20 protein-coding genes and 1 tRNA gene are annotated in these 24,741 nt (G+C 64.8%); 5 read left to right on the top strand and 16 right to left on the bottom strand.

All coding sequences use genetic code 11. The features are described 5' to 3' along the window. Positions 1 to 188: 188 nt before the first annotated feature. The 3 genes from AC5P53_RS01050 to AC5P53_RS01040 all read right to left on the bottom strand — a co-directional run bounded on the left by AC5P53_RS01050 (position 189) and on the right by AC5P53_RS01040 (position 4,511). Positions 189 to 1,490: an aminotransferase class V-fold PLP-dependent enzyme gene (locus tag AC5P53_RS01050; RefSeq protein WP_134809397.1), complete on the bottom strand. Its 1,302-nt coding sequence runs from the start codon at positions 1,488 to 1,490 to the stop codon at positions 189 to 191. After that, positions 1,490 to 3,892: a TonB-dependent receptor plug domain-containing protein gene (locus AC5P53_RS01045; protein WP_495227055.1), complete on the bottom strand. Its 2,403-nt coding sequence runs from the start codon at positions 3,890 to 3,892 to the stop codon at positions 1,490 to 1,492. The genes AC5P53_RS01050 and AC5P53_RS01045 overlap by 1 nt, the downstream gene beginning before the upstream one ends. Positions 3,893 to 4,109: 217 nt before the next feature. Continuing rightward, the gene (locus AC5P53_RS01040; RefSeq protein ID WP_046432987.1) at positions 4,110 to 4,511 is read right to left on the bottom strand and encodes a hypothetical protein; all 402 of its coding nucleotides are present in this window, start codon (positions 4,509 to 4,511) and stop codon (positions 4,110 to 4,112) included. Positions 4,512 to 4,697: 186 nt separating this feature from the next. Here AC5P53_RS01040 and AC5P53_RS01035 point away from each other — a divergent pair, with 186 nt between their 5' ends. The 3 genes from AC5P53_RS01035 to AC5P53_RS01025 are packed head-to-tail and all read left to right on the top strand — an operon-like array spanning position 4,698 to position 7,344. Further along, the gene (locus AC5P53_RS01035) at positions 4,698 to 5,525 is read left to right on the top strand and encodes an AraC family transcriptional regulator (RefSeq protein WP_126411468.1); all 828 of its coding nucleotides are present in this window, start codon (positions 4,698 to 4,700) and stop codon (positions 5,523 to 5,525) included. A gap of 13 nt (positions 5,526 to 5,538) precedes the next feature. Continuing rightward, complete coding sequence (locus tag AC5P53_RS01030) at positions 5,539 to 6,618, top strand: alpha/beta hydrolase family protein (RefSeq protein WP_126411469.1); 1,080 nt, start codon at positions 5,539 to 5,541, stop codon at positions 6,616 to 6,618. Positions 6,619 to 6,672: 54 nt separating this feature from the next. Then, a complete protein-coding gene (locus tag AC5P53_RS01025; protein ID WP_126411470.1) occupies positions 6,673 to 7,344 on the top strand; it encodes a VOC family protein in 672 nt (223 codons plus the stop codon). A 1-nt stretch (position 7,345) separates the two neighbouring features. Here AC5P53_RS01025 and AC5P53_RS01020 read toward each other — a convergent pair whose 3' ends face one another. The 3 genes from AC5P53_RS01020 to AC5P53_RS01010 form a co-directional block, all read right to left on the bottom strand. Continuing rightward, entirely contained in the window at positions 7,346 to 8,746 is a 1,401-nt protein-coding gene (locus AC5P53_RS01020; protein ID WP_241887345.1) for a TPM domain-containing protein, read from the bottom strand. Positions 8,747 to 8,748: 2 nt separating this feature from the next. After that, entirely contained in the window at positions 8,749 to 10,587 is a 1,839-nt protein-coding gene (locus AC5P53_RS01015) for a M3 family metallopeptidase (RefSeq protein ID WP_241887297.1), read from the bottom strand. 73 nt (positions 10,588 to 10,660) lie between these two features. After that, on the bottom strand, positions 10,661 to 11,173 hold the full coding sequence (locus tag AC5P53_RS01010; RefSeq protein ID WP_032958753.1) for a hypothetical protein: 513 nt from the start codon (positions 11,171 to 11,173) through the stop codon (positions 10,661 to 10,663). A gap of 82 nt (positions 11,174 to 11,255) precedes the next feature. On the opposite strand from AC5P53_RS01010, the gene AC5P53_RS01005 reads away from it, so the two are divergent. Beyond that, positions 11,256 to 11,882, top strand: a complete 627-nt coding sequence (locus AC5P53_RS01005) for a YiiX/YebB-like N1pC/P60 family cysteine hydrolase (RefSeq protein ID WP_049408871.1) — start codon at positions 11,256 to 11,258, stop codon at positions 11,880 to 11,882. Between the two features lie 54 nt (positions 11,883 to 11,936). On the opposite strand, the gene AC5P53_RS01000 is transcribed toward AC5P53_RS01005, so the two are convergent. The 3 genes from AC5P53_RS01000 to ubiA all read right to left on the bottom strand — a co-directional run bounded on the left by AC5P53_RS01000 (position 11,937) and on the right by ubiA (position 14,881). Next, entirely contained in the window at positions 11,937 to 12,101 is a 165-nt protein-coding gene (locus tag AC5P53_RS01000) for a hypothetical protein (protein WP_005414774.1), read from the bottom strand. Between the two features lie 273 nt (positions 12,102 to 12,374). Further along, entirely contained in the window at positions 12,375 to 13,799 is a 1,425-nt protein-coding gene (locus AC5P53_RS00995) for a short-chain fatty acid transporter (RefSeq protein WP_181454184.1), read from the bottom strand. A gap of 188 nt (positions 13,800 to 13,987) precedes the next feature. Next, a complete protein-coding gene (gene ubiA / locus AC5P53_RS00990; RefSeq protein ID WP_014648747.1) occupies positions 13,988 to 14,881 on the bottom strand; it encodes a 4-hydroxybenzoate octaprenyltransferase in 894 nt (297 codons plus the stop codon). 149 nt (positions 14,882 to 15,030) lie between these two features. Between ubiA and AC5P53_RS00985 the strand changes: the two genes are divergently transcribed. Continuing rightward, positions 15,031 to 15,107, top strand: a tRNA-Arg gene (locus AC5P53_RS00985). A gap of 126 nt (positions 15,108 to 15,233) precedes the next feature. On the opposite strand, the gene AC5P53_RS00980 is transcribed toward AC5P53_RS00985, so the two are convergent. The 7 genes from AC5P53_RS00980 to AC5P53_RS00950 form a co-directional block, all read right to left on the bottom strand. Then, entirely contained in the window at positions 15,234 to 15,683 is a 450-nt protein-coding gene (locus tag AC5P53_RS00980; protein ID WP_241887296.1) for an adhesin, read from the bottom strand. After that, positions 15,680 to 16,180, bottom strand: coding sequence for a hypothetical protein (locus AC5P53_RS00975; RefSeq protein ID WP_229653722.1), 501 nt, complete (start codon positions 16,178 to 16,180; stop codon positions 15,680 to 15,682). The genes AC5P53_RS00980 and AC5P53_RS00975 overlap by 4 nt, the downstream gene beginning before the upstream one ends. A gap of 892 nt (positions 16,181 to 17,072) precedes the next feature. Then, entirely contained in the window at positions 17,073 to 17,570 is a 498-nt protein-coding gene (locus tag AC5P53_RS00970; RefSeq protein ID WP_241887295.1) for a hypothetical protein, read from the bottom strand. Positions 17,571 to 18,133: 563 nt separating this feature from the next. Further along, entirely contained in the window at positions 18,134 to 18,523 is a 390-nt protein-coding gene (locus AC5P53_RS00965) for an ankyrin repeat domain-containing protein (RefSeq protein WP_241887294.1), read from the bottom strand. A gap of 277 nt (positions 18,524 to 18,800) precedes the next feature. After that, the gene (locus AC5P53_RS00960; RefSeq protein WP_141098646.1) at positions 18,801 to 19,205 is read right to left on the bottom strand and encodes a hypothetical protein; all 405 of its coding nucleotides are present in this window, start codon (positions 19,203 to 19,205) and stop codon (positions 18,801 to 18,803) included. 358 nt (positions 19,206 to 19,563) lie between these two features. After that, positions 19,564 to 20,019, bottom strand: coding sequence for an SEL1-like repeat protein (locus AC5P53_RS00955; protein ID WP_049420889.1), 456 nt, complete (start codon positions 20,017 to 20,019; stop codon positions 19,564 to 19,566). After that, positions 20,016 to 24,701 (bottom strand): DUF8616 domain-containing protein, encoded by a 4,686-nt coding sequence (locus AC5P53_RS00950; RefSeq protein ID WP_241887293.1) that lies wholly within the window; start codon positions 24,699 to 24,701, stop codon positions 20,016 to 20,018. Before AC5P53_RS00950 ends, AC5P53_RS00955 begins: the two co-directional genes overlap by 4 nt. Positions 24,702 to 24,741 lie beyond the last annotated feature (40 nt).

Here is a 24,741-nt window from a genome sequence, read left to right as displayed (position 1 = left end):
CAACCAAGGTTGGCACCCACCAGATCGGTAGCGCCGGCCGCTGGCCGGCGGAAGATTCCCCGGCACGGTTGGAATGTGCCAACCAAGGTTGGCACCCACCAGATCGGTAGCGCCGGCCGCTGGCCGGCGGAAGATTCCCCGGTACGGTTGGAATGTGCCAACCAAGGTTGGCACCCACCAAAGCAGGGTCAGGCCAAGGCGGAGAGCGCCTTCACCAGCGCATCCATCTGCTGCGGCCGGGTGAACACCGACGGCGTCACCCGCACGCAGGCGCCGGAGTCCAAGCCGTCGCGATGGGTGGTGAACACGCGATGTTCGTCCAGCAGGCGCTTCTGCAGCGCGATGTTGTCAGCCACGCTGGTGCGCCCGCGCAGGCGGAAGCTGGCCAATGCACTCGCCAACGCCGGATCCGGCGAAGACAGCACTTCGATGTGCGCCATCTGCCGCGCCGGCAGCGTCCAGCGCTCGCGCAGGTAACGCAGGCGCGCCTGCTTGTTGTCCGCACCGATGCGCTGGTGCAGGGCAATCGCCTCCGGAAGTGCCAGGTAAGCGGCGAAGTTGACCGTGCCGGTGTGTACGCGGCTGCCCACGCGGCCGTCGTCGGTCTCGCCCATGTACGGGTCGAGGTCCGCAACGCGGCCCCTGCGCACGTACATCGCGCCGACACCGACCGGTGCGCCGATCCACTTGTGCAGATTGATGCCGACGAAATCGGCCTTGAGCTGCGGCACCGCGTAGTCGATCTGGCCGAACCCGTGCGCCGCATCGACGATCACGTCGATACCGCGTGCGCGTGCACGCTCGGCGATCTCGGCCACCGGCAGCACCAGCCCATGGCGATGGCTGACCTGGGTCAGCAGCACCAGCTTCAGGCGTGGCAGCCGCGCGAACGCGGCCTCGTAGGCCTGCAGGATCTGCGCATGGTCGGGCACCACCGGCAGCGCGATGCGCTCGACCTGCACGCCACGGCGCTGCTGCAGCCAACGCATCGCACCGATCATGCTGTCGTAGTCGATGTCGGCGTACAGCACCTGGTCGCCGGGCCGCAGGCGGTTGTAGCCACCGATCAGCGCCAGCATCGCTTCGGTGGCGCCACGGGTCAGTGCGATCTCGTCGGCGCCCACGCCCAGCAGTTCGGCCACCTGCCGCTGCACCGCCATGTACTGCACCGGGAACTCATGACGGCCGTACCAGGCGTTACCACGGTTCACCTCGGCGGTGTGGCGCTGGTAGCTGGCCAGCGTCTCGCGGCCCATCGCGCCCCAGTAGCCGTTCTCCAGGTGGTTCACTTCATCGGTGATGTCGAAGTGGCTGGCCACGGCGGCCCAGTAGCCTTCATCGCGGGCCAGCGCGTCCGGCGCTACGGTCGTTGCGGGAATCTGCATGGGCGCAGCGTAACCCGCGGCAGCCATGGCGGGCAGTGAAGACAGCGCAGCTGCAGCCGGCAGCAGTGCACCGGCACGCAACAGGACGCGGCGGTTGCGGTCCATCAGAAGCTCAGCCGGTACTGTGCGTACAGGTTGGCACCGTCGGTGTCGTACGGCGCGTTGCGCGAGTAGACCAGGCCGCGACTGGCCTGGAAGGTGGCTTCGTCCGGATAGCGGTCGAACACGTTGTCGGCACCCACGCGCAGGCTGTGATGTTCGTTGATGCGATAGCCGACGGCCAGGTCGAGGAAGCTCATCGCACCGAAACGCTGGTAGATATCGCCCACCGCATTGCCGCTGGAATCGGTCCAGGCACCGTAGTAGCGCATGCGCGCCATCAGCGACCAGGCACCGATGTCCCAGCTGCCGGTCAGGCTGCCCTTGTGCTCGGGCAGGCGATCTTCGAACAGCACGCGCTGGGTCTCGTTGGTGGCCACCGAGGTGCTGCCGTTGTCCACGCGGGTGCGGTTGTAGTTGTAGGCCAGGGTCAGCGTCATGCGGCCCGCGCCGAGGTCGCGCAGGTAGTTGCCGACCACGTCCACGCCGGTGGTGGTGGTGTCGAAGTCGTTGGTGAAGTAGTTCACCGAGGTATAGCCCAGCGGATTGGGCGTACCGGCCGGAATGGCGAAACTGGCCGACTGGCTGAAGCGGTCGGTGAGCTTGATCTGGTAGACATCCACCGAGCCGGACAGGCCCAGGTCGGTGCGCCAGGTCAGGCCCAGCGATGCGGTACGCGATTCTTCCGGCTTCAACGGCCTGGCACCGAGCAGCTGCGCCAGCGGATCGTTCGGCGACAGGCGGCCGCTGGTGAAGATCTGCAGCGTGCGCGTATCCAACCCCTGGGTGGTGCTGGTGGTGTTGAGCTGCGCCGGCGTCGGCGCGCGGAAGCCGGTGGACACGGTGCCGCGCAGGGCGACGTCCGGGGTGATCGCGAAGCGCGCCGACAGTTTGCCGTCCAGTGTGCTGCCGAAGCTGGAGAAGTCCTCATAGCGGCTGGCTGCACCGATGCTCCAGCGCTCGCCCAGCGGCACTTCCATGTCCACGTAGGCGGCCTTGCTGCGCTGGCTCCACTGCCCGGCCTGGCTGGCCGAGAAGCCCGGCGCGCCATTGGAGTTGGCCTCCAGGCCCGCGGCCGCGCCCGGACCCACCGCGTACGAGGCCGGATCACCGGCGCGCACCTGGTAGGTTTCCTGGCGGAACTCGCCACCGAAGGCGACGTTGATCGGCTTGGACAGCGCAGCCACGTCCCATTCGTAGTTGAAGTCGGCGTTGGCGTTCTTCTCGGTCTGGGTCAGGCGGCCGAGATCGAAGTCGGTCGGGCTGGCCGGGCCGAGCGAGGCATTGATCGAGTTCTTCAGGCGATAGTCGATGGCGTTGCGGCCATACGAGGCGCTGACATCCCAGCGCAGCTTCGGCGTGATGTCGCCGCGCAGGCCACCGACCAGCTGCAGGTCGTTCTGCACGTTGCCGTACTGCGGGCTGAAGCCGACCGGATACAGCGAGCGCAGGTTCCAGCCCGGGAAGATGGCGGTGGTGCGATAGGCGCCGGTGGTGGTGTCCGGGTTGCGCCAGTTGAAATCGCTGACGCCATCGCTGTGGCTGTACAGGCCAAAGGCATAGAGCTCCAGCGTATCGCTGGCGTTGGCCTTTACGTTGAAGCCGACGCGGCGGCTTTCCAGTTCCGGCTGGCCCCAGCGCTGCACCGGGTTGGGCACCTCCAGCTCCGGATGAGCGGCCTGGAAGGCGATGGCATCGGGGCGCTGGCGGGTGCGCGAGGTGGCGTCGGAGGTGGACGATTCGGCGAACAGCACCAGGCTGCCATAGTCGCCCAGCGACCAGCCGGTGCGCGCACTGAAATCGCGCGAAGCACCGTCGCCCTGCGCGTACTGCGAGTAGCCGGCGGTGAGCTCGCTACCCGGCCCATCCTCCAGGATGATGTTGATGACGCCGGCGATGGCGTCCGAGCCGTACTGCGCCGACGCGCCATCACGCAGCACCTCGATGCGCTTGATCGCGCTGGTTGGAATCTGTGCCAGATCAGCGGCCTGTGCACCACGGTTGCCGAGCAGCGCGCTGCGGTGGAAGCGGCGGCCATTCACCAGCACCAGGGTCTGGTCCGGCGACAGGCCACGCAGCGTCGCCGGACGCACGAACACCTGGCCGTCCGCCATCGGCAGGCGCTGCACCACGAACGACGGCACCAGCTGGGCCAGCACGTCCTTCAGGTCGGTGGATTCGACGGACGTGATGTCCTCCTTGCTGAACACATCCACCGGCGCCAGCGTTTCGAACTGGGTGCGGTTGGACGCGCGGGTACCGGTGACCAGCATCGCGTCGAGCTGGGTGGGCGCGGCGCGGCTGCCGCCGGCGGCATCGACCGCATCGGCCTCCGCTGCGATCGCGCCTCCTGCGCTGGCCATGGAAAGGGCAAGGACGATGGAACGCGAAAGCTTCGAACGATGCACGGCAGGGCTCCGGGAGGACGCGACAGGGCCAGCACCTGTGCGCACACAACAGGCTTGGACAAGGCGCGCAGTCTCGGCGCGATGTGTGAAGGAGGCATGACGTCAGTACGACAGCTTGATGCGCCAACCAAGGTTGGCCCCTGCCAGGGCTCATCCGTAGATCCACGCCATGCATGGGTGGCAATGCAGACCCACGCCCCATCCCCGCACACAGCGGCTAGCCGTTGGCGTCGTCGCCAAAGCCGAATCGGGCCGGCCGTGCCGTTCGCAGCGGAACGAACATCATGGCGGCGAACACCACCAAGGCGGGGGTGGACATGATCCAGATGCCCCTGTTGCGAATCCCGATCCCCATGAAGTCGACCTGCAGATCGCCGATCCATTGCAGCTGCGTCAGTATCATCACCAGCCCGCCGATAGTCGCGCACGGCAACCCACCGTGACCGGCCCCCAACAACGTCGGTGTCAGAAACCCGCCCAGCAACGCGAAGCCGACACGGTACACCCAGGGGTTGCCGCGCCACCGTGGCGCGCCGAACAACATCAGCAGCATCAGCGCCAGGGTCAACAGACTGGGAAGTACCCAGAGGACAAGCAGCATTTCGATCATCTCGATCATCGGCCGGGCTCCGCTGGCCTGGCATCCCACGTCGTCGATCGCATCTCCCTGCCCCCCATCACGTCCATGAAGCACGCATTGTTGCCGGTACGCAGGCAGACGCAAAGCCCCGGCAGCGCAAGAACTGCTAAACGCCGCGCCTGCCGATCCGCTACTGTGCCGGCATTGGATGCGGGGAACGGCAGGATGAGCGCGGCAGGCAAGGCGTTGTGGTACATCGAAACCCATGCGGACCAGCCATTGGCGCTGGCCGACATCGCCGCTGCGGCCGGCCTGTCGCCGTTTCATCTGTCACGCCTGTTCCAGGCCCGCACCGGCACCTCGGTGGTGCGCTACCTGCGCGGGCGCCGCCTGACCGCTGCCGCGCAGCGGTTGGCCAACGGCGCGGGCGACATCCTGCAGGTGGCGCTGGGGGCCGGCTACACCACCCATGCTGCCTTCACCCGTGCCTTCAGCGAACAGTTCGGGCAGACACCGGAACGGGTACGCGAACAGGGCACCGATGGGCTGACGCTGGTGCAGGCGATCCGCCTGGACGAGGCCCCGTCAGCCTGCATTGAAGCCCCCCGGCTGCTCGATACGCCCGCGTTCCAGGTGGCAGGCGTCGGCATGCGGCATACCCGCGACAGCAGCGGCGCGATTCCGGGCCAATGGGCCCAGCTCAACCGCGAGTGGCCGACGCCGGCACCGGTCAGCTTCGGCGTGTGCTGCAACAGTGATGACGATGGTGGCTTCGACTACATTGCGGCACTACCGGCAAGCGCGGTGCCGAGCGTGCCTGCGCACTGGCGACGCGTGGACATCCCGGCGCGCCGCTACCTGGTGGCTTGGCACGGCGGACACATCTCGGCCATCCGCTCTACCTGGTTCTGGTTGCTGGATCACTACCTGCCCGGCTCCGGCCTCAGCCTGGCCGATGCACCCGATCTGGAACGCTACGACCTGCGTTTCGATGAGCACAGCGGCAACGGCGGCGTGGAGATCTGGCTGCCGGTGGAAGAACGTCCCCACTGACAAGGAGTTGAAGATGCGCATGACCGCTGCTGTGCTGGGAGGAATGCTGCTGGCGTTCGCGAGCGTCGGCGCCGCCCGCGAAAGCGGCGTCGCCGGCGAGCGCCACGGCACGACGACGCTGGCCAGCGCCGCCGTGCGCGACGCAGGGCACCGCGACGCGCTGCGCTACACGGCCTGGTATCCGGCACAGGCCGGCAGCCGCGAAAACGCGCTGACCATCGGTCCTCCCGACGCGCCGCTGTTCGACGCCGGCCGGTCGGCCAAGGATGCGCCGGTCGCGGGTGATCGCCTGCCGACCCTGCTGCTCTCGCATGGCAACGGCGGCAGCGCGCGCATGATGGGTTGGCTGGGCACGGCGCTGGCGCGGGCCGGGTATCTGGTGATTGCGGTGGATCATCCAGGCAACAACGGCGTTGACACCATGACCCTGCCCGGCAGCCTTCTGACCTGGTTGCGCGCCGATGACCTGCGTGCCGCACTGGCGGCCGTGCAAGCTGATCCGGTGCTGGGCCCGCATGTCGATCCTGAGCGCCTGGGGGTCGCCGGCTTCTCGGCCGGTGGCTACACCGCGCTGCTGGCAGCCGGTGCGCGACCGGACCTGCAGCGATTGCGGGACTTCTGCACCGCACATCCGGATGACGGCGTCTGCCAGCCCCAACAGGAGGCGGCAACGCACACGATGGAGGCGCGCGTTGCCGCTGCGGCGTCGCCCGAACTGTCGCCATGGATGTCCCACGCCAACGACGCACGCGCCATTCCCGGCGTGCGCGCGGTGTTCCTGCTGGCGCCGGCAATCGTGCAGGCCTTTGCGCCCGAGCAGCTCTCCTCGCTGAAACAGCCGGTGTCGATCGTGCTGGGCCAGGCGGACACGGTCGCGCCACCACAGACCAATGGCGAGGCTGCGCGTGCGGTGATTGCGGGCGCTGCACTGCAGGTGCTGCCCGGTGTCGGCCATTACGATTTCCTCGCCGCATGCACCCCGGCCGGACAACAGCGGCTGCAGGACCTGTGCAGCACATCGGTGCCGAAGGCGCAGACCCACGCGCAGGCAGCGGACGCGGCAATACGGTTCTTCAACCATTCGCTGCGCTAGTGGCCGCCGGGCATGGCCCGGCGCTACAGTGGGCGCGTCCACGGAGAATCGATCATGCGCCTGCTGCACCTCACTCTGCCGGTATCCGACGTCGCTTCCGTGGCCACATATTTCCACGATGTGCTGCAGCAGCGCGTGGTCGGCAACCATGTGCACATCGGCTGGAGCACCCTCGAACTTCAGCCTGCGGCGGGGCGTCCGGTGGGTGGCGTGCATCTGGCCTTCAACGTGCCGGACAACCGCTTCAGCGAGGCAATGACGTGGTTGCGTGAGCGCACGCCGCTGCAGCGCAATCCGGCGGGGCTGGACTACTTCGCGCTGGAGAGCAGCTGGCAGTCGCAGTCGGTGTACTTCACCGGCCCGGACGGCCTGATCCTTGAACTGATCGGCCGCCGCCGCCTGCCGGCCAGCGCTCGCGAAGGCGTGTTCCATGGCAGCGAGCTGACCTGCCTGAGCGAAGTCGGCCTGCCCAGCCGCGATGTCGAGGCCGTACGCGAACTGTCCAACCAACGTTTCGGCCTGCAGCCGATCAGCCCGGCTTCGCCGCAGTTCGCACCGATGGGCGACGACGAGGGCCTGCTGATCGTGGTCGCGGCCGATCGACGGTGGTTTCCCGAGCAGAAGGACCTGCCCAGTGCGCAGGGGCTGTTGCTGCAGGTCGGCGACGTGGCTGGCCCCGGTGTCGTGGAGGACGTTGTGCTCGGCTGGCGGGTACAGGCAGCCTGAACTACCAGCTGCCCGACGCACCACCTCCGCCGCTGCGGCCGCCGCCTCCGGACCAGCTGCTGGAGCTGCTCGCAGACGAACTTGACGACGGGCTGCTGGACGCACTGCGGTGGCCGACGGATGATCTGCGGCTGCCGCGTGCCTTCTCACCGGGCAGCATGGTGAAAATCCAGGCGAAGTACAGCACGACCGTGCCGGCACTCCACCCGATCGTCGCGGCAAGGCGTGCCACCGGGTCGGCGCGATCAATGGCCAGCAGTGCGAAGAGCACGTAGCCAGCGGTCAGCAGCAAGAGCACTGCGAACCTCACCCCGAAGCTGCTGCGGTCCTTGTGCCAGCGCGCGCGGCACGCCTGCACGAGGAAGAACAGCAGCATGGCTACGATGCCTGCCGCCAGGTCCAGCAACGTGTGCAGGGCCAGACTGGGCGGCAACTGGCCACGCAGCATCATCACCACCAAGAACCCCGAACTGACCCCGAGCATGCCGAGCAGCACCACGCGCACACCTCGGCTGCGGCGCCAGCACCAGCCAAGCAGGCTCGCCACCGGTACGCACAACGCCAATACGAGGCAGACCGCTGCCAATGCCTGGCGTGGCGCCCACATAGCCGCCGACAGCAGACCCGCGGCTACCACAGCCGTCACCAGCAGCGGGCGACCCCAGGCCGGCAATCGCTTCGGGCGCGCCTGCGGCGTGGTGACCTCGCGTGGCGCTCCACGCTGGCGCTCGCGATGCCTGCGTGCGAGGTCGTCCGGCATCCTGGCCGCGGGCGCCGAGGGCGGTGAGCGCCACAGACCCGCAAGGAAGCCGGCCAGCAGCGTCATTGCAACCACGGAATCCGCGCTGCGCCAATCGGCCGGCAACACGTTGCGCATCGATGGCGCTTCCCAGGCCGGCAGGTCCTCGCCATCGATCAGCGCGACCACGACCTTCGTTCCATCCAGCAGGCCCTGGTCAAGGTCGCCATCGCGGAAACGCGGCACGATCGCCTTGTCGATGATACGGGCGGCATAGGCATCTGGAATCGCGCCCTCCAGACCGTAACCGGTCTGGATGCGTACACGGCGGTCCTGCACGGCCACGAGCAGCAGCACGCCATCGTCAACGCCTTCCCGGCCCAGCTGCCACTGGTCGAACACCCGCTGTGCGTAGGCCTCGATGCCCTCGTCGCCAGCATGGTCGACCACCAGCACCTGCAGCTGCGCGCCGGTGCGCGCCTGCAACTTGAAGGCCTGCGTGCGCAGTATGTCGCGGGTATCCGCCGAAAGTGCGTTGGCGGCGTCCACCACCGGGTCATCCAGCGCAGGGACCGCAGCACCGGCCATCACCCTCATCGGCAACAGGCACAACAGCATCAACAGCCATGCCGTGACCCGGGTGCACGTCGTCCTGCGCAGCATCTTCACGTGCCCTGCCCTGCCTCGATCCGCGCATGCAGCGCCTGCAGCTGCGCGACCGCCTGGTTGAACACCTGCAGATCAGCATCAACCAGCGCCGGCCAGTCGGGCGCGTGCCCCAGCAACTGCGCCACCTGCTCGGTCGGCGCACGATCAAAGCCTTCACCCAGCACCGCGAGATAGCGTTCACGGAACCCTGCCGGGTCGCGTTGATCCTGCACGAACAGCTGCACGGCCAGCAGCCCTGCATAGAGGTAGTTCACCAGATAGTTGGGGTCGTCATACATCAGGCGCTTGCCGATCCAGCCGTTGCACAGCTGCGGATAGCGCTCCGGGTCCTGACCGAAGCGCGCCAGCACCCGGCCGGTCAACGCGTCCAGGTCATCGGCGGTACCCAGCGTGTTGTCCGCCACGCCCTCGTAGATCGACTGCTCCAGCTGCGCCTCTTCGGAAGACGTGAACAGCTGCAGCACCATATCGTCCAGCAGTGACTTCAGGTAATAGGCCTTGGCCCGCGGGTCCCCTGCCTGCTGGTACAGCTGGTCGCGGAAGCGCAGTTCGTTGTAGATGGCAAAGGCCTCGGTCAGCCACTGGCTGCCATTGCGCTGCAGCGGCGAGGCATGGCCGCGCTGCATCCACTCACCGTGCATGGCATGACCGGCTTCATGGGCGATCTCGACATCGCTTTCCAGATCACCACGGCGCACGCCAACGAACAGCATTGCCGGCACGCCGGGAGCGCTTACCGAGAACGCGTCCTGGCTGCGGTCACCACGTTCGGTGGCCAGATCCATGCGCCGGTTGGCCGGATCGAGCAGCGCACGCAGCTCACTGACGTATGCCGGCCCCAGGTGCTGCATGGCATCGGCGGCATTGTCGCGCAGCTGCGCCAGCGTCAGTACCGGCGGCATATAGCCGGCATCGGGCAACGTGGTATCCCAGAGCTGCGGCGCATCGATGCCTGAACGCGCGGCGTGGCGCAGCAGCATGTCCTGGTAGGCGCGACGGTCCCGTGCATGGCGTCCGATCGCCTGCAGCGTAGCATCCACCGCCGATGCATCCAGGCCCATGCGCTGGTAGCCCCGCGCCGGTGCAGAACCATCGCCCTGCAGGCGCGCGGCGGCATCGTTCACCTGCACCAGGCCCAGAAGCACCGAGGCCATCGGCTCGCGGCGCGAGTGCAGGCCCTGCCAGTAACCCTTCCAGCCCGCTTCCCGCAACGCGCGGTCCCGCTGCTGGGCCAGTGCCTGCTTGTCGTGCCCGGTGTCCCAGTGCCGACCATCACGCTCGATCTGCGGGTACTCGGCACTGCGCAGGATCTGCCCACGCAGCCGTGCGAAACTGTCCAGCGCCGGATCGGCCAGGGCCTCCACGACCTCATCCAGTGCGGTACTGGCCGGTGCTGCGACGTCCTTCAGCGCACGCGCGCGCAGGAAGGCATACGGTGCTGCCCACGCCGCGTCTGCGGGCGCTTCGCGCAGCGCCGCGCGGCCGGTGTGGGCGATGCGGCTGCACAGCCCCATCACCTGGTCCAGCGCCTGCGTCGGGCGATGGTCACGGGCGTTGCGTGCGGCCTGCAGATGCAGATAGCTGTGATGGCGCAGGCACTGCGCCTGCAGTGCCTCGGCCTGATGGAAGCGTTGCGCAGGTGCAAGCGCGGAAGCCTGCTGCAGGGCCTCGACACGCTTGCCCAGCTCGCCGCGCGCGGCCTGTTCGGCTGCCGCACTGGCGAAGTAGGCGCTATCGTCGGCCGGCAGCGACTGCGCCTGGACGCCGGTGAAGGGTGCCATCGCCAGCATGACAGTCATGGTGGCGGTGATGGTGCACATCCTGCGAGCCTGCATCGGCGTCTCCCTGCCTGGATCAGGCTCCGAGCCTAGCAGCCCCCGCCCGGCCGCGCCTGTGCCGGGACAGGCATCAGATCGACTCATCCTCACGCTTGACCAGCGTCCAGCAGGGCGACTGCGCGAAGGTGTAGGTCTGCTGGTCGCTGCTGTCCGGCGTGCGGATCTGTACCTGTCGTTGCCCATCGGCCAGCGTGCTGACCTGCATCTCGCGGCCCTGCCCGGCCAACGCGGCGGGATCGGGCATCACCGGCCACTCGACATCGGCCAGCGCCAGGCGGCTTTCCACCTTGCGCGGTTCCGGCTCGGCCTCGGCATCGATGTAGCTGTCCAGCAGCGGATCGGCGGTGGCCTTTTCCTGCAGCGCGATCTCGTTGCCGAAGTGCTTCAGGAACGCATCGAACTGCGAGTAGGGGCATTCACCGCTGGCAGGCACCGGTGCGGGCTGGACCGCTGCCGCCGTGGACGACGGCGCGGGATGTGCAGGCGCCACTTCCGTGGGCGTCACCTGGGGCTCGGGCGTGCAGGCAACCAGGGCCACGCCACAGGCAAGCATCAGCACGGCAGCGGAACGGTTTCGACGCATGGGCTCATCCTGAATCCGGTTGGGTCGTCCCATGCTACCGCGCGCCCTACAATTCCGGCACTCCGCCTGTCCGAGACTCTCCATGCGTCGCCTCCTGCTCATGATCGGCCTGCTGTTGCCCGCCCTGTGGCCAGCGCTGGCGATGGCCGTCGATGTCCACGAAGGCGATCTGCTGTTCGTCACCGCCGGCCGCAGCGGCCTCAGTGCGGCCATCGACGATGCCACCGGCAAGCAGGGCGCGCCCAGCTTCGATCATGTGGCCCTGGTCGCTGTGGCGCCAAACGGCTGGGAGGTACTGCATGCGGACGAGAAGGGATCGCGCCGGCAATCGCTGGTCGAGTTCCGCCAGGACGCCCGGGCCAAGCAGCGGCAGATCGTGGTCTATCGCCTGCGGGCACCGCAGCAGGCGGCGATCAAGGATGCGGTCGCCACCGCGCGCATGATGCTGGGCAAGCCGTACAACACGTCGTATGTGTTGAACGAGGACAGCTACTACTGTTCCGACTTCATCGAGCGTGCGTTCCGTGCGCACCATGTGTTCGCGCTGCAGCCGATGAACTTCCGCAATCCGCAGACCGGGCAGATCGCACAGCATTGGGTCGATCTGTACCGCGGCATGGGCATGGAGGTGCCGCAGGATCAGCCCGGCACCAATCCCAATGACATGTCGGCCGCGCCGGTGCTGCAACGCATCGGCGTGCTGGAATAAGCGAAGCCCCGCGCGCGGCGGGGCTTCGGGGGTTGCCCAGGGTGGGTACCGACGTCACTCTTCCTCGTCCTGCCCACCTTGCTGCTGATTGCGCTGGTTGCGCTGCTGCTGTTCCTGCTGCTGTTGCTGCTGCTGGTCGCGGCCACGGCCCTGCTGCTGATCCTGCTGGTTCTGCTGGCCCTGCTGCTTCTGGTTCGGGTTCTGGTTCTGCTGTGCCATGTCCGATCTCCAAAGCCACGCGCGGAATGCGGTGGACGGGGCCATCGTCTGCAGCGAAGAGTTAATCGCGCGTTGGCGGACGGCTACACCTGTGTGTACGCGCGTGAATGAACACGCGAAAGTCCTTGCGGCACAAGCCGCTGAAGGATTCATGCGGGTTCGGCATGTCCTCATGCCATCCCCAGCGTTGCTCGTATTCATGGCGCTCGCAGCCGGAAACACGCGCTGAACGAGGCTGGTTTCCCGGCGCATGCAGGGAAGCCAGCTCTGCATTCATGGCATCACCGGTGGCACATACGCCAGGGTCATGCCCAGCAGCCACAACAGGCCCAGCACCAGCGGGATGTGCACCAGCAATTGGATGAAGGTGAAGCCCACGATGTCGCGTGCCTTCAGGCCCAGCACGCCCAGCAGCGGCAGCATCCAGAACGGGTTGATCAGGTTGGGCAGGGCTTCGGCCGCGTTGTAGACCTGCACCGCCCAGCCCAGGTGCGCCTTCAGTTCGTTGGCGGCCTGCATCACGTACGGCGCCTCGATGATCCACTTGCCGCCACCGGACGGCACGAAGAAGCCCAGCACGGCCGAATAGACGCCCATCACCAGCGCGAACGAATCGGTGCTGGCCACGTGCACGAACAGGCTCGACAGCCGGTGCGCCAGGGTCTGCCCGTCACCACCAGCGGCGTGGGTGAGGATCATCGCGATGCCGCCGTACAGCGGGAACTGGATCAGCACGCCGGTGGTACTCGGCACCGCCTTGGCCACCGCGTTGAGGAAGCTGCGCGGGCGCCAGTGCAGCAGCAGGCCCAACGAGATGAACAGGAAGTTGTAGGTATTGAGGTTGGCGATGGCGGTGATCACCGGCTTGTTGGCGAACTCGTTGAACAGCCAGCCGAACGCCAGCAGCGAGAGCAGCACGGTCAGCAGCGGGCTGTATTCCAGCCATTCGCCCGGGCGCGTGCGTCGCTGCAGCGGTTCCGGCTCGGCCTGTGCAGCACCGGGGAACGCCTCGGCGGTACGCGCACTACCCGCCGCGGGTGCCGTCAGCCAGGCGATCAGCAGCGAGACCAGGATCAGCACCGAGGTCAGCGCGATCGACTGCCACAGGAAGATGGTTTCGGTGAACGGCAGCACGCCGGTGATCTCCACCAGCCCCGGCGGCATGCTGGCCGGGTTGGCCTGCAGCTGTGCGGCCGAGGAACTGAGCCCCATTGCCCACACCGCACCCAGGCCGAGGTACGCCGAAGCACCGGCGGCGCGGTAGTCCATGCGCAGTTCGGTACGACGGGCCAGCGCACGCACCAGCAGGCCACCGAACACCAGCGAGAACCCCCAGCTGAGCAGCGAGGCGAGCATGCTGACCAGGCCCACGTACACCACCGCACCGCGGCCGGTACGCGGCACCCGGGCCAGGAAGTCGATGAAGCGCGCGACCACCGGCGCGGTGGCCACGGCGTAGCCACCGATGACCACGAAGGCCATCTGCATGGTGAAGGGAATCAGGCTCCAGAAGCCGTCCCCGAAGGCGCTCGCGGTGGCCTGCGGGGTCGAGCCGAAGCCCATCGCGGCCAGCGCGACGATGACCACGCCCAGCACCGCGAACACATACGCATCGGGGAACCACTTTTCCGCCCAGGCGGCCGAACGCAGCGCTGCGCGCGCCATCCAGCCGTCCTGTACTGCTGCCGTCGAGGCCATCGCCTACCCTCCCAGGTTCGATGGATCGATTCTGGGCGGTGGGGTGCAGGCTGTCAGCCACCTATTGGTCGTAGGTGGCGGGGTCGGATCCCTCTCCACAGGAGAGGGCTCTGACCCCGAGCCGGGTATCGGCGCGGCAGAAGGGTCAGAGCCCTTTCCCACAGGAAAAGGGATCCGACCCCGGGCAATCAACGCAGCGCCAGGTCCGCGGCGATGCCGGCAAACAGCGCGGCACCCACCCAGTTGTTGTGCAGGAACGCCTTGAAGCACGGGCCGCGTTCGCGGTTGCGGCAGATCCAGAACTCGTACACCACCAGCGCGGTGGCCACGGCCACGCCGGCCAGGTAGTACCCGCCCAGCCCGCCGCGCACGCCGACCAGCGCCATCGTGGCCAGGAACAGTGCGTACAGCACGCCCTGGATGACCAGGTCGAGATCACCGAACAGGATCGCGGTGGAGTGCGAGCCCATCTTCAGGTCGTCCTCGCGGTCGACCATGGCGTACCAGGTGTCGTAGGCGGTGGACCACAGGATGTTGCCGGCATACAGCAGCCAGCCCAGCATCGGCACCTCGCCCTGCACGGCGGCGAACGCCATCGGGATGCCCCAGCCGAACGACATGCCCAGGTAGACCTGCGGCAGATGGGTGTAGCGCTTCAGGTACGGATAGCTGGCAGCCAGGAACACGCCGATGAAGCTCAGGCCGATGGTCAGCCCGTTCAGGGTCAGCACCAGGCCGAACGCCACCAGCATCAGTACGGCGAACAGCGCCAGCGCGGCGCGGCCGCTGATCGCACCGGTGGCCAGCGGGCGCGCCTTGGTGCGCTCCACGTGCGGGTCGAGCCAGCGGTCGGCGTAGTCGTTGATGACGCAACCGGCCGAGCGGGTCAGCCACACGCCTGCGGTGAACACGAACAGCGTCCACAGCGGCGGCAGGCCGCCAGCAGCCAGCCACAACGCCCACCAGGTGGGCCACAGCAGCAGCAACGTGCCGATCGGGCGATCAGCGCGCATCAGACTCCAGTAATGCCGCCAACGCGGCGTCGCCGGCGACTGCGGCGAAGTGAGGGGGGTATCAGCCATGGCGATAGGATACTCCTGCCCCTCCGGCACGGCTTTGCCCGTGGGGGGAGATTTGTTCGGCGAAACTGGATAGAATGCCCGTCCCGCACCGCTTCATGGCGCTGCGATGCCCGCCCCGGCACCGGCCGACGGCGCGGCGGTTCTACAACGCGCCCGTAGCTCAGCCGGATAGAGTAGTGGCTTCCGAAGCCATTGGTCGGGGGTTCGAATCCCTCCGGGCGCGCCATTTATCCTTCATTGCCTGTACGCAGCGTCCCAACTGGGCGATGCTGCGATGTCGCGAGGAATCCGGCTCGCCTGCGGCGGAAGCTAGGGCGATGGTGGCCATGCATCCGGCACGCCACCAGGAACGTCAGGGAATGAACGTTGCCGAGCGATGCTCGCAACCGGCTGCATCCCTTACCACCATGGAGTACTCCTCACCCGCGCTGGATTGGCCGGGCAGGAACACGCCATCACCATCGAACAAAACGCTCTGCTGTTCACCCTGCCCGATCGACAGCCCGATCGCTCCCGGCGTGATTTCCTCAAGGATCACGTTGTAAGGCCGCCAGGCATCTCCGCCGGTTCGCCTCATCTCTGCGCGAGCGGTCCTTGAGTTCAACCTGCGTCTCTCATCCACCCACAGCTGAAGCGGCTGATCAGCATTGTGGGTGATCTGGAAGCGCCCGTAGGTCAGTCCGTCGACTCTCTCGGTGCCGACGTAGGTGAAATGGGCCGGTGGACACTTCGTGGTGCGGTTCGGATGCGCCGCACAGGATGTCAGTGCAACCACGAGGCAAAAGGCAGTCAGGCGCTTCATGGGTTCGAGGCCTGATGTGGGTTGTTGTCGCGGCGGCATGCGACGGTGAGGGCAACCAGCACTACGCCCCAGAGCGGCGTGAGCAGCACGACGCTCATCACCATCAGCGAAACCGCTACCTGCCAGAGCAGCGATGGCCTGAATCCGCTGAATCTATAGGCTTCCAGTACAAGCACCACGACCTGGGCCAGAAGGCCCGCAAGCAGCCCCAAGCCAGCCCCCTTGGCAAGCCGCCTGATCGTCAGGCGGCCAGCGGCGGGAACCCGTGCGCCAATTCCCAGCAACAGAAGGCTGACGGCCCATACAGCCAGAAGAAAACCTGATGTGAGTCGAAGGCGTAAAGCGCCCTGCCCACAAAGTGCAGGAACAGCCAGAGTGCTCCACACGACACCGCGTAGGCCAGCCCGTACCGAAGAATCTGCCTGGCTTTCATCTTGTACCTCTCCGAGGGCGTGCAGGCCGATCGCGTTCTTTGGTGGAGGAGCGCGGGAGCTCATGCACCTTGCATCCCGCTTGGCGCCCTACTCGCGCAACGCATCGCGCAGCGCTCGAGAGTACCTGCCTGCCTCCAGCGTTCGCAGCTGGGCCAGTGGAATCCGATACCTCCTGAACAGTGCGGCCAGTTCTCTTGCAAGCCCCTGGAGCGGAGCGCGTCGAACAATATTGATGAGACCTTTTCCAAGGTATCCAAATTCATCTTCATACTAGACGCCGAATTCGAGTTTCTTAAGGCCAGGCTGGCACTGAGAAGAAGATTGCGACTGCCGGCCCACAGCGGGCATCTGCGCCCCCCAACAGTGGAGGTCATACGGAGAATATCTGAAAATCACTATCTGCATATTTCCCGCGCCCTGCCGAGAACTGCCGCGCTTGCCCGTCCGACTTCGAGCTTTCGTATCAATCCAGCACATTCAGGCCGATCCCCAGTTTTCGCTCCATAGATCACGGGCTCACCCTTCCTATCTACTCCGTCCAAATAGAGCACTGCGCAATCACCAGCGATCGTACCAATGCGCACCGCACGAACCTTCTCGATACTGGCGTCTGGACCGGCTGCACCCTCGCACATCCCACCGTAATACGCACTACTCAGTTCCGCGTAGATGGGTTTCAGCTGCAGCTCCCCTAAGCGGTCATTCTCGCATGCGCTCAGGGCGAGCACACAGACGGACGCGACAGACAAAGCGCGCAGGAAGAAGCCTTTGGCATCGAGAGAACTCTTGAGCAACCCCGATTTCCTTTGACTGTTTTCCATTACCTCCCCAGAACGATCTGCTCGAACGCATTGGTCGCGCTGCGCCGATCTCCCTTGCGGTTGCCGAGCGCGCCATTGGTCGCACACCTGGCGTCATCCGCCAGGCAGTAGGCGGAGCTCGGCGCTTCAGCGCACTATAGCGCCGCCGAGCATCGACCGAATACATTGGCGGGCTTCTCCCGAAGGCTCACGGCAACCACCCGTTGCTTCTGCTCACCGCAGCCCCCCATCACCCCATACATGATGAGAAGTCCCTTGTCGTTGACGTAGCCGATGAACTTGCCCCTACTTTCATCCGAAGCGGCCCTGACGAAGTAGACGCTCTCCCCGGGCGCTGGCTTCAGGTCACTCAACGGCATTGGACCGATCTTCCCTTTAACCTCTGATGCCGATACCACGGCCAGCGAATGCTTCAACATCCACTCCGCAATGGCTGCTTCACTATCAGGATCAAGCGTGGAAATGCGGTCAAGCGGCAGAGTCGTTGAATTGCCAGGGAAAATCGCATCGGACGAAACATCTACCCAGTCCGACTTCCATTCCGTATGTTGAAACTGGTGAATGCTGCAGCCCCCTAGCATTGGCAAGAGCAGCACCGCTGCACGCAAGATACCAGCCTTCGGCATAGACATGAAAGCCCCAGAAAGGGCCGGCCAAATGCTAATTATCATCTGCAACCCGTTCTGCAAAATGATCTATGATTTGTACCTCGTGCCCAAGATGGCATGTCATTTCTTGACTTCCCTATCATGGGCTGGCGCTTGGCGTGTCGCTACTCTGCCCCGGGTTTGCGGCAGCGTGCGTAGTCGAAACACCCGGCCTGCGCGCATAACTGTAATCGGGATCCCGGCAAGCGCGCACGATCGGACTTCGTGCGTGCCTGATCGCGCCGGGGAACCAGCACAGCACCAGCACCACCGCACAGATCATTCCCAGCCGCGCCCATTCACCCGCGACACTGGCCCCGATCAGCGGCAATGCTGCCACCAGGATGATGACCTGTGTGTACAGAAGATAGAGCGTGTACGTGCCCAACCGCGGGTCTGAACGAAGCTCGACGCGACACCCCCGGCAGGACGTCTTCGCTTGACGCTTTCCAGCAAATCGCAGGGGGAAGCTCTGTCCGCTAGCGCCACAAAGTGGGCAGATGAAGGTCATCAGGCGCATCGGTAGAACCTCTTTTCGGAAGTTTCCATCACCAGGCTCCATCTGCGGCGTCGACCATACGCACCACATCATCAAACCTTGGGTCCTGGCACATCATCTCCAGTGGTGTCCGATCAAGCTCATTTTCGGCGTGTGGGTCTGCACCGCACCAGAGGAGATAGGCTGCTGCCGCAACGCTGCCATGTGCCACCGCGCTTGCCAGCGGCGTCAGATCAAGATCACCACGCACATCGATGTTGGTCACGAAGGGCATCAATGCGCTGAGGAGGGCCACATCGTTGTAATAGGCCACCACATGCAGGGACGTGTCCTCATAGGCCCCTTGGGTCTCCGGACAAGTCAGCACCGTATCGCCGAAGTCAGTGTCGACACTGAGCCGGGAAAGCAGTTCGCTGAGTACAGGATCGATGATGTTCATCGGGCTGCACGCACGGTAGAGCCCATTGCGTTGGCCCGATGGTGATCCGTCCTGTAATCCATCCCTCCGTCAGCTCCGTGTCGACCTAGATGCCCCGCAGCCCGCACCCACTCAAGCCAGGCGGAGCGTGCGTCGTGGAGCGATACCCTCAACAGATCACTCCGCACCCACGATGGATTCGCGTGGAAATGAAAATTCCGTCCCCATCCGGCGTATCCGTCTGCTGTTGCCCCCGGTGATCGATAGCTCGATCGCCCCGGGAAGCTCTGCTCAGGAATCATGATTTGACAGGAATCAACCGGCCTTCCCAAGTGCCCTCTACTAGAAGTGCAATCTCTGCGCCGACAGAGGCCTCAATGAAGACCAAGGTGTCACCATCGACAATTTCCCGGGCAGCCACTGGGTCTAGACCAAGGAGGAAGCAACACCGCTGGAATTCAAAGGAATCATCCTTTCGATTGAAGACCTTAAGATCGAGCACGACATTCTGGCTAGAGAAACCATCAATGCTCGCCTTCCTGACTCGACCAAAGACCAAATCATAGGATCCCTGCACAGAGTCATCGAACAGAGAAACAGTCACTCCGGACACCGGATCAAGACGAATTCCAGCTAACTGGAGATCATGAATATCAATACTCACAAGTTCCTTCTCTTTGGCCAATGCTACAAGCTGGCTCAACAGCTGCAATCTCTGCCCCGCCCGCAAGCACACCAACAGAACGCTCGCAAATGAAATTCCCACTTCCCTATTCCCGCCTCAGACCCACTCACTTAAGAATCTTCAAAGCGCTCCTGAGCACCCTCCGAAGACCTTGGCAGGCCTCTTATTCAGGCTCACAGCAACCACTTCGATGCACTTGCTCCCCACAACGTCCCATTACCCCGTACAAGATGAGAATTCCATTGTCATTCCCATCTATTGACATACGACCGGTAGCCGAAAGCCCACGCCCATCCTCTGCGCACCATGTGAGCCTGGGGACTTAGTGCGTAGCTGGACGTTGTTAGCCCTCAATCGGCAAGTGACCTCTCTCTCCCTATCGTTTACTACCGCATCGTTGAGCTGCTATGCGGGCCGCTTGCTCAAGTTCAGAGTCCGCGCCTCTCACCCCCTTCAACGCGGCACTCTTGAGCCATGCGTATGCCTCACTTGATGACGCGCAGTCCTTCTTGTCCTTCAACATGAAGAACACGTTGTACTGTGCAATCGGGTGCCCCAGTGCTGCGGCATAGACAAGCCACATGTGGGAGCTGCCAGCCGTGCCTCTGCCCTCAAAGTGGCGTGAGATTCGAAACGCTGCCTCAGCGTCGCCCGCGTCTGCGCGGCCAGTCAACGCAAGTAGCTGCTTATCATCAAGCTCAGCGCCACTATCCGTCGCGATCGAGCCGTCAAGCTCAACCACCGGCCTTTCCGGCTGAGGGGGCACCTGTGCATTTACATACCCTGCACCCACCAGATACAGGAGAAGACCAGTCTTCTTGAACATGCTCATTTGACCCCACCCTCCTTCATGAAATTCACCCACTCTCCAGGATTGCTTTTATCTTTCTTCCCTTCAGGTGTTTTTCCATAGTTTCCTTGATCCGGATACAAAGGATCGTTCTTTGCCCAGGTGTACTCGGTAGGCGCCTGAATCGTCATATTCAGCGCCTTAGATAGCTGCTGAGCTGGGATCGGCCCACCATTTACCGACTTACCTGTTCGACAGGAATAGAGCCTGATATACAGATACTTTGAAAGATCTGCATCGCGTCGAATTGACTGCGCCAGCGATTCAACAGACATGCTTCTACCATCCGGCCCTATGAAGTTATTTCCGTTGTGGTGAATGCTAATGGTAAGCATATTCGGGGGCGACGGAATCATTTTATTGCCCAGATAAGAATCAGGATTGTCGTGGGGTGGAATATAGTTTAGGTCGGTGAGCCCGTGAGGGTCGACCCGCCTTGCCGGGGAAGCGCTAGCGTACCCATAGGTCGAGATCCCCCCCATCAACCCAATCGGATCACTCTGCGAATACCGCCCCACAGCCGGGTCGTATTCACGCTGGTAGTTGTAGAACAACCCACTCGCATCCGTCGCCTGCTGGCCCGGGAAGCGCAGCGCCAGCTCGAACGCCACTCCATCACCATCCGGGTCGGTACTCGGAATCTGGTTGCCGAACACCTCGCTCTTGTTGCTCCACTCCCAGATCGAGACATTCCGTACCGGATCGATCACCACGCGCGGCGTGCCCAGATGATCCGGCTGCACGTAGGCCAGTTCAGGCACGCCGGTAGCCGGCATGTTGATCAACGCCACCGGGTAGTTGTCCAGCCAGATCGCCTGCTGCTGCGCCTGGCCCGTGGCCGAGTAGTTGCCCAGCCTCTGCCCTGCTTCGTCGTACAAGGTGATCTGCGCTGCGCCACCGGCCGGGGTACGCAGCACGCGCTCACCGCGATGATTGTAGGTGTAGCTTTCCAGTACGGCATTGCCCTGCTTCACCGCGTTCATGCGGTTGGCATCGTTGTAGATGAACGACTTGCCGCCGATGCGGGTGGTGTTGCCCACCGCGTCATGGTCGCGCGCTTCGCCGTCCACGGCGGTCAGCCGGTGGCTGGTTGCGGGATAGGTGTAGCTGGCCGTGCCTGCCGAGGTGGTCAGCGCGGTGCGATTGCCGGTGGCGTCATAGGCATAGGTTTCGATCGGCGTGCCGGTCGTACCGTCCTGGGTCTGGGTCAGGCGACCCACCGTGTCGTAGGCGTACTGGGCCAGCACCGTCGAGCCTGCGCCGTTCTTCAGCTCGGTGACCGAACCGACCGGGTCATAGCCGTAGCCCAGCGACAGGCCGCCTGCGGCTGGGTCATGCACCGCCTGCGGGCGGTAGTCGAGGTCCAACGGACGCTGCAGCTGGCGGCCGTTGCCGTAGGTCCAGCCGGTGGCCGGGCCGAAGGCCGCGTAGGTCACGTTGTTCACCACGATCTGGCGCGCCTGGCCGGGGCGGGTCAGGCCGATCTGACTGATGCGGCCCTGGGCATCACGCACGTAGTCGGCCACGCTGCCGTCGGGGTAGGTCAACGCAGTCAGGCGACCCGACTTGCTGTAGGCGTAGCGCAGCGTGCTGGCGACACCATTGATCGTCTGCACTTTACGGGTGACCTGGCCGAAGCGGTCGTGGCAGTACTGGGTGCTGCCATTGGCATGCAGCACCTGCCCAAGCCGTCCCTTGGCGAAGCGCTCGTCGGCGGCACAGGCGGCAGGCGCCACGTCATAGCTGTAGCCCACGTCCAGATTGGGGTTCGGATAGGCGATGCCGATCAGGCGGTTGAGCCCATCGTAGTGATAGGTGGCGGTGACGCCGCGTGCATCGGTGGCCGTCTTGCGGTTGCCGGCGGCGTCCACGGTGAAGCTGCTGGCGCCACTGTCCGGGCTGACCTGCCCGGTCAGGTCACCGAACCCGTTGTAGGCATAGGTCGTATGCAGGCCCTTCGGGTCGGTGACCTGGGTGACCTGGTCCAGCGCGTCGTACTGGCTGCGGATCTCCGCCGCGACGCCACCAACGTCCTGCAGGATTTGCGCCAGGCGGTTGAGCGGGTCGTACTGCTGGCTGGTCACGCGCTGCAGTGCGTCGGTCACCGTCTGCGGGTTGCCGTTGGCATCGTAGGTAAAGCCGGTAGCGTGATTGCCTGCGTCCTTCAGTGCGGTCAGCTGGCCGAGTGTGTTGAACGTCCGTGCCAGGGTACGGCGCAGCGTGCCGCCTGCATCCAGCGTGTCTTCCTTGAGGCGATTGCCGGCGTTGTCCAGCGCATAGTGAATGGTGTTGCCCGCACTGTCCGCGATATCCGTCAGCCGCTGGGCGGCGTCGTAGACATAGGTGACGCTGCTGCCGTCAGGCTCGGTGACCTGTTGCACCTGGCCGGTCGGCCAGTAGCTGATCTGGGTCACCCGATCCTCGGCTGTGGTGGCACCGCGCACGGTGACCGAGGTCGGCCAGCCGCGCGCATGGTAGGTGTAGTCGGTGACCACGCCGTTGGCATCCTTGACCGACAACGGCCGTCCGAACGCGTCGTAGGCCAGAGTCTCGACCGTCTGGCCCAGCGCATTGGTCACGCTGCGCAGGTCGCCCTTGCGATAACTGCAAGCACCATTGGCCGCGCATCCCGCGTCGTCCGCAGTGTAGTAGGCATAGGTGGACACATCCGCCACATCACTGCGTGGGCCATCCACGCTACGCAGCAGTCCCACCAGCGGGCACTCCGGCCCTTCGGCCTCACAGTAGGTCTGCGTGGTGATGCGGGTATCACCGGTCACCCTGTCGCGCACGGTGATGGTGGTCGGCTGGAGGCGTGCATTGCGCGCGATGCGGATCTCACGGTTACCGACGGTCTGCTGCACCAGCCGATTGCTGTCCATGGCCACGCGCGTTTCGCTGACGCGCTGATCCGGAGTACCGGCCGCTTCGGTGGTGGTGGTCACGCTGACGGTGCCTGCGACAGCGTCGCTGGCCTCCGCATAGGCGTAGTTGGTGACGACACCACGGCGGTCGGTCGCCGACTGCAGCCGACGCCGGAAATCGGTGCCCTCGGGCAGATAGGCGTGTGTGATGCTGCCATTGCTTTCGGTGATGCCATTGACCTTGCGCGGAAGGCCACTGCTGCCGGTGGCAGTCAATGCGTACGTACTCTGCTTGCCCAGCGCGTCGGTGACGATGGTGGTGCCTGCCGGGGTGTACTCCAGGCGCACGCCATCAATGCCCACGTCGGCTTGACTGCAATCACCGGAATGGCGGCTGCAGCTGACCCGCCCCTTGGCGTCATAGCCAAACCAGCTGTAGCGCCGGGTGTCTTCGGCGGTCACGCCGGTCAGGTAGCCCGGGAAGCGTGTGTCCTCATAGTGGTATGTACGGCTGGCGCCGTCTGCATAGGTCGCAGTGGTCAGCTCGCCAGCAGGAGAGTACGTGTAGCTCACCACAGGCTGGCCGGCGACCACCAGGGCCGAGATCAGCGAATCGTCGCCCGGCGCGAGATACTGGACGTCTACGCGCCGACCGGTTGAATGGGTGATGCTGAGCAGGCGACCACGGCTGTCGTGTGCATAGGTCAGCGACGTTCCGTCTTCGAAATCGCGGCGCTGCATCAAGCCATCAGCATCAAAATGAATGCGCTCTCCGGCACGTGAGAGTTGCCAGTTGGTGCCCTGCTGGACCGCGCGATCGCCGCTTCCGTCCATGGCTTCGTAGCTTGCCCCCACTTTCTGGAATGCGGTCTGCCCGCCATCGGCGCCGATCAGCCCAACTTTCAGTTCGGGGCTGGGAGGGAAGGTGGAATCGTCTACGCCTGCGGTAAGCCGCAGGTTGTGGGAATGGGTCCAGCCCGTGCCCAACGCGCCGCCCGCCGTGCTTGTCAGGGAGTGATAGTGGCGTTGGAAGCTCACCCATCCAAGGTTGAGATCCGGCTCAGGCTGGGATTTATCGCCAGTGGTCGGATCACACGGGTTACCAACAGGACACTGCTGCGGCGGCAGCGGCCCGCTTGTGTAGGAGAGCATGGGCGACATGTGCGGCTCGTCCTGCTGGACCAGAGAGCACATCTGCAGGGCCTCATTCCACGTCAGGGACGGTCGATTCGGACAAAGCGCCGTTCTGGCCCGGCGCACATGCTCCCACCCCACTATCGACGAGCATTCTTGAGTGCTCTGATGATAGAAGTTCAAGGTGTAATGGAAATCCTTCTCCTCGTTGGTCACGCTACCGTCGTCGCCCCTGCCAAGTCCAAGGAGCTCCACCCAAGGATCCTCCGTGAGTGAAGTCGCCGGGCACTGCGGGTCGCTGACGCGGGTAGCGAGGATCACGCTACGAATCTGATCTTCGGAGGAGTACTCCTGCCCTGAGTGGATGTAGACCCAGTCGGTAGTAACGATCTTCTCGGGTCTCACCCGGTAATCGTAGATGACCTTCTTTCCAAGGACGCGTTGGCCTTTGACATGCCATTTGAAGGGTTTGTCCTTTTCGTACTGGGAAAAGAGCGACTTGATGTCCTTCTGCACCGCCGCTTCGGTGGCTCGCGGCTGGCCCATCGACAGGTAGCTCTCCCACTTCTTCTGCACCTCCTGCGCCTGCGCAGCCCAAGGAGCCAAGCTCCCCAGCGCGATCATCGCCAGTGCGGCACACGAAATGGTCTTCAGTCGTTCCAACATCCCTGTTCTCCTTCCTGGACGAACACAGCTCCGGCGGGAA

The sequence above is a fragment of the Stenotrophomonas sp. YJH_SMC_82 genome, from assembly GCF_059368875.1.
Note: the sequence above shows the minus strand (reverse complement) of the source record. Positions and strands in the feature narration are given on the sequence as shown.

Bases quoted from the DNA above. Each gene is read 5' to 3' on its own strand.
- ubiA (WP_014648747.1), bottom strand. From the start codon at position 14,881: ATGGCTGATACCCCCCTCACTTCGCCGCAGTCGCCGGCGACGCCGCGT.
- AC5P53_RS00970 (WP_241887295.1), bottom strand. From the start codon at position 17,570: ATGTCTATGCCGAAGGCTGGTATCTTGCGTGCAGCGGTGCTGCTCTTG.
- AC5P53_RS00980 (WP_241887296.1), bottom strand. From the start codon at position 15,683: ATGAAGCGCCTGACTGCCTTTTGCCTCGTGGTTGCACTGACATCCTGT.
- AC5P53_RS01015 (WP_241887297.1), bottom strand. From the start codon at position 10,587: ATGCAGGCTCGCAGGATGTGCACCATCACCGCCACCATGACTGTCATG.
- AC5P53_RS00995 (WP_181454184.1), bottom strand. From the start codon at position 13,799: ATGGCCTCGACGGCAGCAGTACAGGACGGCTGGATGGCGCGCGCAGCG.
- AC5P53_RS00950 (WP_241887293.1), bottom strand. From the start codon at position 24,701: ATGTTGGAACGACTGAAGACCATTTCGTGTGCCGCACTGGCGATGATC.
- AC5P53_RS00975 (WP_229653722.1), bottom strand. From the start codon at position 16,180: ATGAGCTCCCGCGCTCCTCCACCAAAGAACGCGATCGGCCTGCACGCC.
- AC5P53_RS01030 (WP_126411469.1), top strand. From the start codon at position 5,539: ATGCGCATGACCGCTGCTGTGCTGGGAGGAATGCTGCTGGCGTTCGCG.
- AC5P53_RS01005 (WP_049408871.1), top strand. From the start codon at position 11,256: ATGCGTCGCCTCCTGCTCATGATCGGCCTGCTGTTGCCCGCCCTGTGG.
- AC5P53_RS00955 (WP_049420889.1), bottom strand. From the start codon at position 20,019: ATGAGCATGTTCAAGAAGACTGGTCTTCTCCTGTATCTGGTGGGTGCA.
- AC5P53_RS01050 (WP_134809397.1), bottom strand. From the start codon at position 1,490: ATGGACCGCAACCGCCGCGTCCTGTTGCGTGCCGGTGCACTGCTGCCG.
- AC5P53_RS01010 (WP_032958753.1), bottom strand. From the start codon at position 11,173: ATGCGTCGAAACCGTTCCGCTGCCGTGCTGATGCTTGCCTGTGGCGTG.
- AC5P53_RS01035 (WP_126411468.1), top strand. From the start codon at position 4,698: ATGAGCGCGGCAGGCAAGGCGTTGTGGTACATCGAAACCCATGCGGAC.
- AC5P53_RS01020 (WP_241887345.1), bottom strand. From the start codon at position 8,746: ATGCTGCGCAGGACGACGTGCACCCGGGTCACGGCATGGCTGTTGATG.
- AC5P53_RS00965 (WP_241887294.1), bottom strand. From the start codon at position 18,523: ATGAACATCATCGATCCTGTACTCAGCGAACTGCTTTCCCGGCTCAGT.
- AC5P53_RS01000 (WP_005414774.1), bottom strand. From the start codon at position 12,101: ATGGCACAGCAGAACCAGAACCCGAACCAGAAGCAGCAGGGCCAGCAG.
- AC5P53_RS01025 (WP_126411470.1), top strand. From the start codon at position 6,673: ATGCGCCTGCTGCACCTCACTCTGCCGGTATCCGACGTCGCTTCCGTG.
- AC5P53_RS01040 (WP_046432987.1), bottom strand. From the start codon at position 4,511: ATGATCGAGATGATCGAAATGCTGCTTGTCCTCTGGGTACTTCCCAGT.